The sequence below is a fragment of the Mycobacterium sp. pR1184 genome (assembly GCF_041287235.1).
In the GTDB taxonomy this organism is placed as follows: domain Bacteria; phylum Actinomycetota; class Actinomycetes; order Mycobacteriales; family Mycobacteriaceae; genus Mycobacterium.
On sequence record NZ_JBGGKR010000005.1, the window covers coordinates 1 to 15015 of the forward strand.

Below are 15015 nucleotides of genomic sequence, written 5' to 3' on the forward strand. Positions count from 1 at the left end.
GAGTTCGACATCACCAAACTGCGCTATCACAAGATCGTGCTGATGGCTGATGCCGATGTGGACGGCCAGCATATTTCGACGTTGTTGCTGACGTTGTTGTTCCGGTTCATGCGCCCGCTGATCGAGCATGGGCATGTGTTTTTGGCGCAGCCACCGTTGTACAAGTTGAAGTGGCAGCGCAGCGAGCCGGAGTTCGCTTACTCCGATCGTGAGCGGGATGGTCTGCTCGAGGCCGGGCAGAAGGCCGGCAAGAAGATCAACAAAGACGACGGGATCCAGCGCTATAAGGGTCTGGGCGAGATGGACGCCAAGGAGTTGTGGGAGACCACGATGGACCCGACCGTGCGGGTGCTGCGCCAGATCACCCTCGACGACGCCGCCGCGGCCGACGAGCTGTTTTCTATCCTGATGGGCGAGGACGTCGACGCACGCCGCAGCTTCATCACCCGCAACGCCAAAGACGTTCGCTTCCTAGACGTCTGATCGATCTCCGAATCACACCCCGAGTACTAGATAGGCGACCACGACGACCGTCAACGCCACGACCAAGACGGCGACAATAGGTACCGCGGCGCGAGCGCATAGTTGCCGAGACAGCGGGCGGACCGCGAGGGTGCGGCGCCGGAGGATACCCACGGCGAACACCGTGAGCGCGAGTAATGCTGCCGCACTGCCGATACCGAGTCGGACAGCGCTCCCGCTCGGGTCGGTCACGGTGTGATCCTTGAGAACAATCAACACCCCGGATGCGACGACGGACAGTGACGTACGCGTCCAGGACAGCGCCGTGCGTTCGGGCTGCAGGCCGCGGTCCGGCGACGTAGCTGCCGAGTGGGTCATCGGCTGACGCCGGACGCGGCCAGTGCCAGGGCGACTGTCACCAGGCCGACCGTGATCAGGGCCACCGCCAAGTAGATCGGAGTGGACGGCCGGGGCAAGGGTTGATCAAGGCGCATCGCGTGGTCGACCTGACTCCAACGATGCAGGCCAGCAGCCGAAGTCAGCATCGCCACGGTACCGACCGCGCCGCCAAGGATGTGCCGCAGCCCCGGGACGGCCAATTCCGGCAGGAACTGGACGACACCGACCGCCGCGGCAAGCAAGCCCAGCGCGGTGCGCTGCCATGCCAGAAATGTCCGCTCGTTTGCCAGTGTGAATCGATAGTCCGGTTCGACAGCGGCGGCGGTCGATGCTGCACCGTTGGCGTCCAATGTGGTTGACGAGCTTGTAGATTCCACAATCATCTAGTCTTTCGGTGGCCGTAGTCCGGCGCCAGAGCGGCGGAGGTGGCGTAACTCAAGTGTCATTTGCTCGGTTGCCGGCGCCGAAGACGGCCATGCCATGCCGTGGCGAACCTCGCCCGGACGCGAAACCGCGACACCGTGACCTTCGCGGCTCGAAAACGCCAGATGGCGTAACGGTGGCGCAACGTCCAGTGATCGAGCGGTAATAGACAGCCCCGACGCTGGATTGCGTGGATGAGGTAAGACAGACCGATCGGTGCCGACGCACCGGGTGGGCCTCATGGTCGCGTTGGCGGCGTGCGCGGGTGGTGGTCGCCGCACTCGTGATGCCCGCCGGGCAGCTGCTCAGCGGCTGCGGCCTGCTCACCGAGAACGCTGTGGTGGTCAACGTCGGCTATCAGTCCAAGACCATCAACACCGTCAACGCCGGCACCTTGATGCGTGATCGTGGTGACTTCGAAAAGGCGCTCGGCCAACTCGGCAAGTCCACCGGCAAGAAGTACCGGGTGGTGTGGCAGGACTTCGCCTCCGGCGCACCCCTCACCGCGCAGATGATCGCCACCCACGTCGACATCGGGTCGATGGGCGATTACCCGTTGGTCGCCAACGGATCCAAGACCAAGAGATACAGCGATTCGGAAACCGAACTGATCGCCACCACCGGCTACAGCCTGCGTGGCTCGCTCAACCAGGTAGTGGTCCCGACCGGTTCCGCGGCCCGAACACTAACCGACCTCGCCGGCAAACGGGTGTCGACCAGCCTCGGTTCGGCCGGTGACGGTATGTTCTCAACCGCGTTGCAGCACAACGGGATCGACGCACACTCCGTGCACACGGTCAACCAGGATCCGTCGATCGGCGCATCGGCGATCGACGGTGGACAGGTCGACGCGCTGGCGCAGTTCGTGCCGTGGCCGCAGCTGGTGATCTTTCGCAACCAAGGCAGGTTGCTCTACGACGGCGGCGACAACAACGTGCCCACCTTCCACGGCGTCGTCGTCCGCAAACAGTTCGCTGCCGCCAACGGTGAGGTGATGGCCGCGTTCATGCAGGCGATGAAGGCGACCACCGAGTACATCGTCGCCAATCCGCTGCCCGCCGCGTTGCGGGTGAGCCAGCTCACCGGCATCGAGCCTGAGGTGGTGTACCTCTACAACGGCCCTAATGGGTTGGTGTCCTTTGACATGACGTTGAAGAGCCAGTTTGTCCTCACCGTCGACAAGGTCAAGACGTTCTTGGTCGCCCGGAAATCGGTGAGCAAAGATTTCGACGTCGCGTCGTTCATGGACGACGAATATCTGCGGCAGCTGTTCGGCGGTGACTACGAACGGCGACGCGCCGACGTCGCCAACCCGAGCTTGCTCACGGGATACGACAATCTGTGCGGGCTGCCCGTAAGCGATGCGTCGGAGGCATCCGAGTTGTGGGCCCAGGGTGTCGGGGCCACCACCGTCGCGGCGACGCCGACCTGTCTGCTGCGCCGGGTCGCCGCCACCGCCGCGGTGCGGGCCGCCTACGTGCCAGACACCCTCACCGGCACCAGGTTGTTCGCGAATCATGCTGTGTGGCTGGACGATCCGAACGCTCCACCGATGCAGCGGTACAAACCGTTCGCCACCCAGGCCGCCGCCGACGTCTACCACGCGCAGCACCCGGCCAGCACACCGCTCACCTACCCGGCAGCCGTAGCGCAGTCCCGATCGCTGGGATAGCCGAGAACTGATCCTCAAGAGGAAGGAATCCCTGTGACAACCACACTGACCCCCTACCAAGTGGCCGTCGATGCCGTACCGGCCCTGCCGGGTTCGGCGTCGCGACTGCGCCCGAGGCGACGGATCACCAGCCGCATCCCGCAGGATCTGCAACGCCGCGTCGCGGCATTGCTGCTGCCGCTGATCCCCATCGTCGTCTTCGTCGCACTGTGGCAGCTGCTCACCGCTCACAACGTCGTGGCTTGGCTGCGATTCAATCGGATGCCGGCCCCGACGCAAGTGGTCGACGCGCTGGCGTCGCGGATCAGCTCCGGTGGCTACTACGACGACCTGCTGGCCAGTCTGCAGCGGATTCTGCTCGGGTTCGGGCTCGCCGCGGTAGTCGGCATTGCACTGGGAACCCTGATCGGACGCTCGCAGACGGCCCGGATGACGCTGCGGCCGTTCATCGAGATCGTGCGGCCGATCCCGGCGATCGCCCTGGTCCCGCTGACCATCCTGCTGTTTCCCTCCAGCGAGCAGGGCATCGTATTCATCACCTTCTTCGCCGCGTTCTTCCCCGTCGTCGTCAGCACCATCCATGCCATGGAGTCACTGCCCAAGGTGTGGGAAGAGGCCGCCAAAACCATGGGAGCAGGCCGACTTTCGCTGTTGTGGCACGTGGTCTTGCCGGGTGCCCTGCCCGGCATCTTCGCGGGCCTGTCGGTCGCGATGGGGGTGGCGTGGATTTGTGTGGTGAGCGCAGAAATGATCTCCGGGCAGTTCGGCATCGGGTACTACACCTGGCAGTCCTATGGCCTGCTGGATTACCCCGGAGTGGTCGTCGGCATGATCTCGATCGGAGCACTGGGTCTGATGACGGCCTGGGCGGTGGAACGCGTCGGCCGCCGAGTGAACCGCTGGCTGCCGCGGGCCGGCCAATGAGCGCCGGCGCGGTTCGCCTCGAAGGACTGAAACTCGGGTTCAACGGAGTTGTCGCGGCCGACGTCACCCTGGACATCAACCCCGGTGAAGTCGTCGTCTTTCTTGGTCCCTCAGGCTGCGGCAAGTCGACGATCCTGCGAGCACTGGCAGGGCTTCTCGCCCCGCTGAGTGGGCACGCCACCGTCGACGGAGCAGCCGTGACGGGGAATGCAGCGCAGTGCGCGATGGTCTTTCAGGAGGATGCGCTGCTCCCGTGGCGCAATGCGCTCAAGAACGTGATGTACCCGATTCGGCTGCGCGGCATCCGTGGCAAGGATGCAAGGGTTGCGGCGCAAGACCGGCTGGACCAGGTGGGTCTGGGAGCCTATGCCGATCATCTGCCCAGCCAGCTGTCGGGGGGTATGCGACAGCGCGTTCAACTCGCCCGCACCCTGGCGTGTGAGCCGAAGGTGATGCTGATGGACGAACCGTTCGGTGCGCTGGACGCTCAGACTCGGCTGGACATGCAGCGGTTGTTGATGACGGTGTGGGAGCAGCAGAAGATGACCATCCTGTTCGTCACCCACGACGTGGACGAGGCTCTGTTGCTCGCCGACCGCATCGTATTGCTGAGCCACCGGCCCGCGACCGTCGCGGATATCATCACGATGGACGAACCACGTTCTCCGGCAGCACAATTCACCGAAGCCTATCAACGCCGCCGTTACGACATCCTGCGATTTCTGGGGCACGACCCGCAGGACCGAGCGGAAGGGCCGGCGCCGGCGTGCCACCACAACGCGGGTGGTGACGGACAGTGACGACAGAAAGTGACCTGAGGACACCGCGAGATCTCAGCGCCAACGCGCACCGTGGTCGCTACCACGTGCCCTACGTCTCGGTGCGCGAACATATCCCGTACCCTCCCGGCGAGGGCCTCCGGTCGACGAGCCACCAGTGCCCCACGGCCCCCAGGCATTACGCCGACGTGGCGCAGGCACGTCTATTCGCCGACCTGTTGCGGGCAGAGCATGCCGAACTGGCAGCAACCGCGGGACTCGGCGGACGCGGGCGCGCTGCCCCGTGCCCTCCCGATCAGATGCTGTGGTTGCAAGCCCGGATGCGAGAAGTCCGCCAACTTCTCGAGGCACTGGAAAAGCGGTTTCCGTGCTCATGAGTCCGAAAACCTCGGGCACCCGCACGGCTGCGCCGGGTATAGACAACTCCGTGCTTGGCGCGCTGCGCAGCCCCGCACGGTTGCGCACCGAAGCACTCGCCGGATTGGTGGTGGCGCTGGCGCTGATCCCGGAAGCGATCGCCTTTTCGGTGATCGCCGGAGTCGACCCGCGAGTCGGCCTGTTCTCTTCGGTCACTATGGCCCTGACCATCGCAGTGGCGGGTGGCCGGCCCGCATTGATCTCCGCGGCAACCGCCGCCGTGGCCCTCGTCGTCGCGCCGATCGGCCACGAGCACGGGGTCAACTATTTGATCGCGACGATCGTGCTGGCCGGCGTCATCCAGGTGCTCCTGGGCCTGGCCGCAGTCGCGAGGCTGATGCGGTTCATCCCACGCAGCGTGATGATCGGATTCGTCAACGCGCTCGCCATCTTGGTGTTCGTCTCGCAGCTACGGCACTTGGTGGGCGTTCCATGGCTGGTGTATCCGCTCGCCACCGCCGGCATCGCGATCATGGTCGCGCTGCCGAAACTGACTACCGCCGTCCCGCCGCCGCTGGTGGTGGTGTTGGTGTTGACGGCGACGGTGGTGATCTTCGGTTGGCACGTTCCCGACGTCGGATCCCAAGGCGCACTGCCTCATTCACTGCCGTCACCGTCGATCCCGCAGGTGCCGTTGACGTGGCGGACGCTGCAGCTCATAGGTCCCTACGCGATAGGCGTGGCGTTGGTGGGACTGCTGGAATCGCTGATGACGGCCAAACTTGTCGACGACATGACCGAGACTCCGTCGAACAAGACCCGCGAAGCGTGCGGCCAGGGCTTGGCCAACATGATCACCGGCGTCTTCGGCGGCATGGGCGGCTGCGCCGTCGTCGGCCAGACCATGATGAACGTCAAGGTCGCCGGCGGGCGCACCCGGGTCTCGACGTTGGCGACCGGAGCATTCCTGTTGCTACTGATCGTGTCCCTGGGCGACCTGGTTGGGCGGATTCCCATGGTCGCGCTGGCCGCCGTCATGATCGTCGTCTCCGCCGCCACGTTCGATTGGCACAGCGTGGCGCCGCGCACGCTGCAAGTGTTGCCGCGCAGTGAAACCGTCACCATGATCATTACCGTGGCGGCGACGGTGGCCACCGGAAATCTGGCCATCGGGGTGACGCTGGGCGTGCTCACCGCCATGGTGGCGTTCGCCCGCCGCGTCGCCCACCTCACGATCGTGGAATCCGACGGCCCCCATACGGCGGACGACTCCGGAACCCGCATCTACCGGGTGCGAGGCGAACTGTTCTTCGCCTCCAGCAACGATCTCGTGCATCAATTCGACTATGTGAACGATCCCAAGGACGTCCTCATCGACATGTCCGACACCGACATATGGGACGCCTCCGCGGTCGCCACTCTCGACGCCATCCGGAATAAATACCAGGTGCGCGGCAAGACCGTACGGATCAGCGGTCTGGACGGCGCCAGTCTCGAGCGCCTCAACCGGCTGTCCGGCCGACTGGGTGTCTGATCGAGATCGCCATCTCGTTTGTGGTCGCGTCTTGACCTGCCCGTCGTGGCGACCACCGGCTTTAGGCGCCTTGAGTCGCTGGCTGCCGACGAGCGGTCGGAGGCGTTGTGCGGTAGAAAGTGCGTAAACGAAAGCCCTGCCAAGAAGCGCGCGGGATTCGGCTCGCTTTTGAAGAGAGGCTTGATCGTATGCCCGCATGGAGACGCCGCGGCGTGACAGAGGACAGCAGCACGACCGGCTTTCGCCGCAGCGTCGGCGCGGAATTGGCAGTCGAGGTGACCGAGCCCACGGTGCTGGATTTCCAGATCGCGGTGAGTCGTCAACCGGGCCTGGAGGTGAGCGAATCGCTGACCATCAAGCACAACGGCAAGACCGTTGAACCGCGCGAGATCATCGGCGCGCATCAGACCCGAATCCATGTCTTGCCCGCCGACAAGGGAACAGTCACCGCGTCGTACGAGGCGACGGTCGTCGGTCACGCGGACCCCGAACCCGTCACCGACATAGAGGCCATCACCTATCTGCGCCCGAGCAGATATGCCGAAGCCGACAAGTTCTTCGGTTTCGCCGCAACCGAATTCCAGCAGTACGGCACCTCGGTGACCCTGCTCGAGAAGGTCTCGTCGTGGGTCGGTACCCGGCTGAATTATGTTCCCGGCTCTAGTGATCCGATCGACGGGGCCGCCGATACCTTGCTCGCGGGTGCGGGCGTATGCCGCGACTATGCCCACCTGGTGATCGCGCTGCTGCGCGCGGTCCACGTCCCGGCCCGGCTGGTCGCGGTGTACGCGCCGGGCTGCCAGCCGATGGATTTTCATGCCGTGGCCGAGGCGTTGATCGACGGGGTCTGGCAGGTCGTCGACGCCACCTGCCTGGCGCCGCGCCAGTCCATGGTCCGTATTGCCACGGGCCGTGATGCCGCCGACACCGCGTTCCTGGACAACCATGGCGGTGCCATCAACCTGCAAAGCATGACCGTCACCGCCGTCGTCGACGGTGAATTGCCGAAGGACTCCGTCGAGCAGCTCGTCAGCCTGGGGTAGGAACCGCCCTACTCGCGCTAGCTATCGCGCCGTGCGTGCGACCATCCGGACCACCTGGCCAACGTTGCCGGCGGCGCTGAAGTGGCACCCTGCCCACCGCCATCATTGCCGCGTCGCGGCGCGGTGTCGGCTGGCACTAAGGTTGATCCATGCCGGACGCCGCCGCCACGCCCGTCTTGGTCCGGTCCGATCGAATCCTGTTGATCCTGTCGGCGGTGTTGGTGCTGTGCGCCGGGTTCGCCCACTTCGGCGGCTGGAACTCGGTGCTGACCTTCCTGGTCGCCGCCGCGGCGGTGGGTGTGCTCGCAGCACTCGTCGGCCACAGCGTGGATCAGCTCGGCGACCGCTTTGGAGCCGGCGCCACCGGGGTGCTTCAATCGGCGCTCGGCAATCTTCCCGAGCTGTTCATCTGCCTGTTCAGCCTGCGGCACGGCCTGGTCGACGTGGTCCGCGCGGCTTTGGTCGGATCCATCTTGGCCAACCTGCTGCTCGTGTTGGGTCTCGCTTTCGTGGCGGGCGGACTGCGTCACGGAACTCAGCAACTCGGATCGAACCGCGCACGCACCGTGACGGTGCTGATGTTGCTGTCGGTAACGGCGTTGTCGATCCCATCGGTGGCTTACTGGATCCACACCCCGGCCTCCCACCACGAGGACGCCCTGTCGATCGTCGTTTCGGTGCTGCTGCTGGGCCTGTTCCTGCTGTCCCTGCCGGCCTCGCTACGCCGCCACGACGACGAGGCCCAGCCGACCGGAATCCACGAGCACCCGCGCTGGCCGGTCTGGCTCGCGATCGGCATGCTCGCCGGCGCCGGGGTACTGGCGGCTTTCGTGTCGGAGTGGTTCGTCGACGCGCTGCAACCGGCCATGCACGCACTCAACATCTCCGAGGTGTTCGCGGGTTTGGTCGTGGTCGCGATCGCCGGCAACGCGGTGGAGAACTTCGTCGGCATCCAGCTTGCCGCCAAAGGGCAATCCGCGTACGCGTTCTCGGTCGTCCTCAATTCGCCACTGCAGATCTCGCTGGTGCTGGGGCCAGCGTTGGTGCTCATCTCGCAGGCCACCGGCATGGCCGGGCTGACCTTGGTCTTCAGCCCGATGTTGGTCGTGGCGTTGCTGCTCGCCGTCATCCTCACCGCGTTCATCTCGTTCGACGGCGAATCGACGTGGCTCGAAGGCGCCACCCTCGTCGTCCTCTACGGGATCATTGCCGCAGCGTTCTGGTGGGGTTGACCCGCGTCTGCTTGGCAGCGGCTCGTAGCGGCGAATCGCTGGCGCACGTAACGTCTTTGACATGAGCGTCTACGCCTTGAACCTCTTCGACATCGCCGACGCCGACGAGTACCGCGCCTACTCACGACGGTCCCCTGCCGAGGTTGCCAAGCACGGTGGTCGCGTCGTTGCGCTCGGAAAATTTCAGGAGGCGGTTCTCGGCGACATCGAACCGCGTCAGGTGCTGATCCTCGTGGAGTGGGAATCGCGGGAAGCCTTCGACAATTACTGCAGCGACCCGGAACTCGCCGATCTACATCCGCATCGCGAGGACGGATCGTCGAACTACGTCTGGCACCTGTTCGACCGTCTCGACGACCTCAGGCCGCTCCTAAATCGATGATCCTTTTCTGCACAGTCACATCCAGCCCATAACGCCTCGCGACATGGTGCGCATTGTCTTCCTGCACGAGCGCGACATGGACCGTGCCGGCGCCCGCGGCCATGTATCTGCTGGTATGAATGCCGGGCGCGGTGGGCGCTTTGGTATCCCACTGATATCGGGACCCGAGGTATTTGAGGATCGCCGTATCGGGTGAACCCTCTTCGCGCCATTGGCAATGCGACGTTTGGTAGTCGTCGGCCAAGACGATGTCGAAAATGTCGCCCTTGTGGATCGTGACATGCCCACCGTTGTCGGAATCGTGGGCCTCCACATCCGGGCTCGTCGAGCACTCCGCCACCAACAGCAGGCAGACCAGCAGCAGGCAGACCAACGCCAGTACCCACTTCAAACGCATGTCGACCACGCTAACGTGGCCGCAGATCCTCAGATCTTGAGATAGCCCTTGTCGGCCGGGATCTGGGCGGCGGTGACCAACGACGACGCGTCGCTGGCCAGCCAGACGACGATGTCGGAGATCAGGTCCGGGGCAGCCAGCGACTCGGTAGGCAGTGCGCCCGGCGAGAAGCTGTGGATGTAGTGCGGGTGGTCTTGAAAGACCTGGTACATCGATAGGTCGTTGCCCATCGGGGTGTCGGTGCCATAGGGGTGCACCGAGTTGACGCGGATGCCGAACTCGCCGAGTTCGACCGCCAGCGAGTTGGTGAGGCCGACGACACCGAATTTGGTTGCGCAGTAATGTCCGCAGCCCGGCACGGCCTTGATTCCCGCGGCGGAGCTGATGTTGATGATCGATCCGCCATTACCGGCGTCGATCATTGCCGGCACCGCGGACTTCATGGTGTTCCACAGCCCGGTGAGATTGGTGTCGAGCGTTTCCTGCCACTGTTGGGCCGAAATCTCCCACACCCGGCCCCAATTCAGCACCCCGGCATTGGCCACAACGATGTCGAGCCGTCCGAACTGTTCGATCGCATTCGACACGACGCGCTGCTGGCCGGCCAGGTCGCGAACGTCGACCTCCTCGGCAAGGATCTTGCGGCCCTCACTCTCGACCAGGTTGACCGTCTCAGCGAGGTCTTCGGGTGTGGCCGGGGGATAGCCGTTGTGCTCGGCGACCGGCGCACACGCGTCGATCGCGACAACGTCGGCTCCGGCTCGGGCCAACCGGACGCAGTGTGAGCGACCCTGTCCGCGGGCCGCTCCGGTCACGAAGGCGACTTTTCCGACTAGCGGGGTGGCGGTTTCGGTCATGCCGATAGCTCCTCTGCTGGCGGTGCCGGTTGCGGCTCGATGGTGGGTTGGGTGCGAAACTCGTAGTCCGTCAACGGCGATCGCCGGCTGAACCGCCGCGAAGCGGTGATCGTCTGCGGGCGGTGGTAGACGGTGTCGCGCTGAGAGTTCACAAAGTAGGTGGAAAGGCCCGGGTTGCAGGCCGTCAGGTAGAGGTGAACGGCCCTGCCCTGCCGGTGCATCCGCTCGTTCCAGCGGTCGAACGCGGATTGGCTGACCGCGACGGAAGTCGCGCCGCGCTGTCGTACCTCGTCGATCATACGCACGGCGTGGGCCGCCATCGTCTCGACGAAGTCGGGCCAGGCGAATCCGACGAAGCCCAGCGGTCCGACGATCTCCCACCGGTTGGGCAGCCGCGGATGCGCCGTCCCCGAATAGCTGCGCAACCCCTGGGCGCGGTAATACTGCGCAAGGTCAAAGCCGTTGTCTCCCAGAACCGTTCCGGGACGATACGTCTCAGGATCGGTCCACAGCTCGTAGCCGGTGGCCAACACGATCAGATCAGCGGGGCGATCGGTGCCGTCGGTGGTGCGGATGCCGGTACGGGTGATGCGCTCGATCGGGGTGGTGACCAACTGCGTACCCACGTGGTTGAACACGGGCAGGAAGCTGCTGGAGATGACCGGACGCTTGGCGAGCAGGCCATAGCGGGGTACCAGCGCGCGGCGCGTCCGCGGATCCTCGACCACTGCGCGTAGCAGCAACCGGTACAGCAGTCGGCACCAGGCGTCGTAGACCGGCATGAGGCGGGTGAGTACCCGCCCGGGCAGCAGCGGCAGCAGATGCATCAGCGGCACGAGCATGAAGGCGTCCATGCTTGCCCGCCCCATGGCATTGACGGCACCGACCACGCCGGGCAGCCGCAACAGCCGGCGCATCCAGGGCGCGATGTCGAAGTCGACCTTGGGCAACACCCACGCTGGAGTGCGCTGATAAACCACGAGACTGGCGGCCTGGTTCGACAGAGCGCCGGCAATCTGGACTCCACTGGAACCGGTGCCGATGATGGCGATGCGTTTGCCCGCAGTGTCATAGCCGTCGTCCCAGGCATTGGGCCGCAGGATGGTGCCGGTGAAGTCGTCGACGCCGTCGATGCCGGTGACGTCCTTGGCGTTGACATAGCCGCCCACCGAGTTGATCACGAAGCGTGCCGACACCGGCGGCTGATCCTTGATCGAAAGGTGCCACCGGCCACCTGCTGCATCCCATTTCTGTTGGATGACTTCGGCATTGGCGTGCAGATGCTTGTAGAGCTTGAAGCGCGCCGCGGTGTCGCGCAGATACTGGTAGATCTCCGGTCCCGGCGCGAAGAACCGCGTCCAGTTGGGGTTGGGCGCGAAGGACAACTGGTACCAGAGCACCGGGATGTCGACAGCCAGACCGGGGTAGTGGTTGTCCCGCCAGGTGCCGCCGAAGTCGGGCCCGCGCTCCAAAATGACGAAGTCGTTGATACCCTTGTCGCACAACAACTTTGCTGCGGCAATCCCGCCCGGCCCGGCGCCGATGATCGCCACTTCGTAGTCAGGTTCAGCCACGGTCGGCCCCGGTCAGGCCGGCGACGATGTGCTCGCAGACGTACCGGCGCACGGCACGGGGATTGTCGAGGTTCACCGCGATCGGAGGAATCAGCTCGAAACTGAACAACATTCGCACGATCCACTCGCTAGCGCGCGCCGCGTCGACCGTCGGACCGACCTCTCCGTTGCGCTGAGCGGCTTGCACCAAGGGCTTCCACAATTCGATCGCGCGACGCATCAACTCGTCGCCGCCGTGATCCAACAGCAGGACCAGGATGCCGCGATCCAGGCCGCGCGGTATCGATTGCGAGCGTTGACGATGCGCACATATCAGCACCGCGACCGCGGCCGCCTGCTTGGTCAGGGTGGCTTCCTCGGCGATCGCGACGGCCATGGTGTCGATGAACCCGGCGGCCAATTGATTCAGTGCGGTGGCAATCGCGTCGTCGCGGGTGCCCAACAGATTGTGAACGGTGCCGCGCGATACGCCGGCGGCTTCGGCCACCGCCGTCAGGCTGAAGCGTCTTGGCCCGAGCTGGCGCAGCGTGTCGGAGGCGGCGGTCAACAACGCGTTCGGCACCGGCTTCGTGTCTCGCGCGGCATCGACGGGCACTTGAACACATTATCGATATGTGTTCAATACGGTCAATAGGTCGGCAAATCGGACGAGCGCCGAAAATCGATGGTTTGACCAGGTAGCGAGCGGGTATTTTCACAAAGCTATACATGAGAAGGGGGCCGAGATGACTATGGTTGAGCACGGTCGCACGCGGTGTCCGCGGTGCGCGGCGTTCGCTGAGTACCGGTTCCTCGAACTCGGCGACAACAAACTCAAATACGAGGTGTGCTGTGGTAGCTGCGGCCATGTGCACTGCGAGGTAACCGCCGTATCGGCTGCCCCCGCCACCGCCGCGTAAAGGCTTCATAACCGGCTTGTATCGAGCCATAGCAACCCGATCTTGGACAAGCTCCGCACCGTCGGACGACGCTGAAGTTCAAAGGGCGAGTTAAGCAATCGCCCAACTAGCGTCAGGAGCGAGAGCATGACCACGTCGTCCCCCAGCGTGCATTACCAGGCCCGCGGACTCGGGCGGCGGTTGTGGATGCTCGTCATCGCCGGTGTCGTGGCCGCGGGGGTCGTCATGATTGCTACCGGCAACAGGCAGTCGGTGCGGCTGGCTTCGATCGACTCGGTCGCCATCGTGAGTGGCGTCTCGATCACACCGGCTCCAGGTTGGACGATCGCGGATCGCGGTCCCAACTGGGTGGCGCTGTCCAACAACGATTCCAGCGCGCAGTTGCAGGTGGCGGTCAAACCCGCCGGAGGAGCCGATCTCGTCGGCATGCTGCAGGCTGACATCAACCAGTTGACCGGCACGCCGGCGGCCGGCTTGAGCAACGTCAAGAACTTGGACGCGCCGATCACGAGAGCGGTGCAGGGCAACAAATTTCAGCAAGAGGCATTTATCAACTACACCGCGGACGTGTCAGGTCCGCAGGGGCCGATTCCTGTCATCGGCACGTTCAACGAGCTGCTGAATACCTCGACTGGCCAGTCGGCCTTCATCGACTTCCGGCAGAACGACAATGCCACTACGCAGGTCGACAACGATGGCGGATCGATGATCAATTCGCTACTTGGACAGCCTATTTCGCGCGCCGTTGCGCGATGATGCGGGCGCCGTGGGAAGGGATGTAGACGACGTGACGCGCGCGGGCTGTCTCGGGCCGGTTGCGGCCGGGTGTGAGGCGGAAGTTGAGCAGGACCTCACGAAGAATCGCGGTGGATTCCATCATCGCGAACCCGCCACCGAGACAACGGCGTACACCGGCGCCGAACGGCAACCAGTTCCAGGCGGTGGCAGAGCCGTCGAAGAACCGTTCGGGCCGGAAGGCGTGCGGATCGGCGTGCTGTCCGGGGTCGGACTGGACCGGGCCGATACCAGCGAAAACGGTGTATCCGGCGGGGACGCGGTAGCCGCCCAGTTCGATGTCGTGGGTCAGGCGTCGTGCGACGGCGTAGAACACGGGATGCAGCCGCATCGACTCTTTGATCACCGCCTCGAAGTATTTGTCGTCGCCGGTGTCGACGGCCGCAATGGCCTTGTCCTGCAGCGCTTGATCATGCGCGAGGTCGTGCAGGGTCCACGACAGCGTGATGGCGGTGGTTTCGTGGCCGGCCAGCAGCAGGGTCACCATCTGGTCGCGCAGCTCGGCATCGGAGAGCCGGTCTCCGTCTACTTGCGTGGCGATCAATTGGGATAGCACGTCACCGCGTTCGGAGGTGTTGCCGGCGCTGCGGCGCTCGCGGATCTCCGCGTAGAGCGCCTCGTCGATGCGCTCCCGCAGTTGACGGAATCGCTTCCAGGGCCCGAACCGCTGCAACTGCGGGACCACCTCGCCGGCGTATACGGCCATGGATGCGGAGACGAGTCGCGAGAACGGGACACGAAGCGCATCCAGTTGGGGCCCCTCCCGCAGGCCCAAGACCACGCGCAGCATCATCTCCAGCGTCACGGCGTTCATCCGCGGCTGCGCGGCGAACGGGGTGCCGACCGGCCACCGGCTCATTTCCCGGGCGGCCAGCTCGTTCATCATGTCCCGGTAGCCGCGCAGCGCGGCGCCGTTGAAGGGTGGCACCAGCAGTTTGCGTAGCCGTTGGTGAGCGGCTTCGTCGGTGGTGACCACCGAGCCCTCGCCCATCACGTTCCGAATCCCCTGAATTCTTCCTTCGCCCGCGTGGAAGGTCGTCGGCTCGCCGCTCAGCACGGACCGATTGAGCTCCGGACTGCACACCAGGACGGATGGCCGGCCCAGGACGGAGACCGCGATGACGTCGCCGTAGTGCTTGCGCAGCCACGGCGTGATGCGATCCCGATGGGAGAACAGTGCGGTCTGCACCACGCCGGGCACCCGTGGGCCAGGTGGTAGCGGCAGCTGCGCGAGCCGATCGGTCGCGGCCGGCGTTGTCTGACTCATGTCAACTCGCCCAAACGGT

General features: G+C 64.8%; 17 protein-coding genes. 10 read left to right on the plus strand and 7 right to left on the minus strand.

From position 1 onward, the window contains the following. Window positions 1–483, plus strand: a 483-nt coding sequence (locus tag ACAG21_RS10240) for a toprim domain-containing protein (protein ID WP_370495924.1), incomplete at its 5' end; no start/stop codon positions are given. A gap of 12 nt (window positions 484–495) precedes the next feature. Here the strand turns inward: ACAG21_RS10240 and ACAG21_RS10245 are convergent. Next, window positions 496–840: a DUF202 domain-containing protein gene (locus ACAG21_RS10245; RefSeq protein ID WP_370495926.1), complete on the minus strand. Its 345-nt coding sequence runs from the start codon at window positions 838–840 to the stop codon at window positions 496–498. After that, on the minus strand, window positions 837–1211 hold the full coding sequence (locus ACAG21_RS10250; protein ID WP_370496293.1) for a YidH family protein: 375 nt from the start codon (window positions 1209–1211) through the stop codon (window positions 837–839). Before ACAG21_RS10250 ends, ACAG21_RS10245 begins: the two co-directional genes overlap by 4 nt. A gap of 263 nt (window positions 1212–1474) precedes the next feature. Here ACAG21_RS10250 and ACAG21_RS10255 point away from each other — a divergent pair, with 263 nt between their 5' ends. From ACAG21_RS10255 to ACAG21_RS10290, 8 genes are all read left to right on the plus strand, one after another. After that, the gene (locus ACAG21_RS10255) at window positions 1475–2956 is read left to right on the plus strand and encodes an ABC transporter substrate-binding protein (protein WP_370495927.1); all 1482 of its coding nucleotides are present in this window, start codon (window positions 1475–1477) and stop codon (window positions 2954–2956) included. Between the two features lie 45 nt (window positions 2957–3001). Next, window positions 3002–3880 (plus strand): ABC transporter permease, encoded by an 879-nt coding sequence (locus tag ACAG21_RS10260; RefSeq protein ID WP_370496295.1) that lies wholly within the window; start codon window positions 3002–3004, stop codon window positions 3878–3880. Then, a complete protein-coding gene (locus tag ACAG21_RS10265; protein WP_370495928.1) occupies window positions 3877–4680 on the plus strand; it encodes an ABC transporter ATP-binding protein in 804 nt (267 codons plus the stop codon). Before ACAG21_RS10260 ends, ACAG21_RS10265 begins: the two co-directional genes overlap by 4 nt. Continuing rightward, the gene (locus tag ACAG21_RS10270; RefSeq protein WP_370495929.1) at window positions 4677–5036 is read left to right on the plus strand and encodes a hypothetical protein; all 360 of its coding nucleotides are present in this window, start codon (window positions 4677–4679) and stop codon (window positions 5034–5036) included. Before ACAG21_RS10265 ends, ACAG21_RS10270 begins: the two co-directional genes overlap by 4 nt. Beyond that, a complete protein-coding gene (locus ACAG21_RS10275) occupies window positions 5033–6550 on the plus strand; it encodes a SulP family inorganic anion transporter (protein ID WP_370495930.1) in 1518 nt (505 codons plus the stop codon). Before ACAG21_RS10270 ends, ACAG21_RS10275 begins: the two co-directional genes overlap by 4 nt. Window positions 6551–6738: 188 nt before the next feature. Next, window positions 6739–7593 (plus strand): transglutaminase family protein, encoded by an 855-nt coding sequence (locus tag ACAG21_RS10280; RefSeq protein WP_370495931.1) that lies wholly within the window; start codon window positions 6739–6741, stop codon window positions 7591–7593. Window positions 7594–7742: 149 nt separating this feature from the next. Further along, window positions 7743–8825, plus strand: a complete 1083-nt coding sequence (gene cax / locus ACAG21_RS10285) for a calcium/proton exchanger (protein WP_370495932.1) — start codon at window positions 7743–7745, stop codon at window positions 8823–8825. Window positions 8826–8886: 61 nt separating this feature from the next. Beyond that, complete coding sequence (locus ACAG21_RS10290) at window positions 8887–9207, plus strand: DUF1330 domain-containing protein (protein ID WP_370495933.1); 321 nt, start codon at window positions 8887–8889, stop codon at window positions 9205–9207. On the opposite strand, the gene ACAG21_RS10295 is transcribed toward ACAG21_RS10290, so the two are convergent. From ACAG21_RS10295 to ACAG21_RS10310, 4 genes are read right to left on the minus strand one after another with little or no spacing between them, the layout of a single operon-like run. Then, window positions 9185–9604, minus strand: a complete 420-nt coding sequence (locus ACAG21_RS10295; protein WP_370495935.1) for a hypothetical protein — start codon at window positions 9602–9604, stop codon at window positions 9185–9187. The two genes, ACAG21_RS10290 and ACAG21_RS10295, sit on opposite strands and share 23 nt — an antisense overlap. Window positions 9605–9633: 29 nt before the next feature. Continuing rightward, window positions 9634–10461: a mycofactocin-coupled SDR family oxidoreductase gene (locus ACAG21_RS10300; protein ID WP_370495936.1), complete on the minus strand. Its 828-nt coding sequence runs from the start codon at window positions 10459–10461 to the stop codon at window positions 9634–9636. Continuing rightward, window positions 10458–12035: a flavin-containing monooxygenase gene (locus ACAG21_RS10305; RefSeq protein ID WP_370495937.1), complete on the minus strand. Its 1578-nt coding sequence runs from the start codon at window positions 12033–12035 to the stop codon at window positions 10458–10460. Before ACAG21_RS10305 ends, ACAG21_RS10300 begins: the two co-directional genes overlap by 4 nt. Continuing rightward, window positions 12028–12630 (minus strand): TetR/AcrR family transcriptional regulator, encoded by a 603-nt coding sequence (locus ACAG21_RS10310; RefSeq protein ID WP_370495939.1) that lies wholly within the window; start codon window positions 12628–12630, stop codon window positions 12028–12030. The genes ACAG21_RS10305 and ACAG21_RS10310 overlap by 8 nt, the downstream gene beginning before the upstream one ends. A gap of 556 nt (window positions 12631–13186) precedes the next feature. On the opposite strand from ACAG21_RS10310, the gene ACAG21_RS10315 reads away from it, so the two are divergent. Next, complete coding sequence (locus ACAG21_RS10315; protein ID WP_370496296.1) at window positions 13187–13690, plus strand: hypothetical protein; 504 nt, start codon at window positions 13187–13189, stop codon at window positions 13688–13690. Here ACAG21_RS10315 and ACAG21_RS10320 read toward each other — a convergent pair. Beyond that, window positions 13665–14996, minus strand: coding sequence for a cytochrome P450 (locus ACAG21_RS10320; protein ID WP_370495940.1), 1332 nt, complete (start codon window positions 14994–14996; stop codon window positions 13665–13667). The genes ACAG21_RS10315 and ACAG21_RS10320 overlap by 26 nt on opposite strands. Between the last annotated feature and the right edge of the window lie 19 nt (window positions 14997–15015).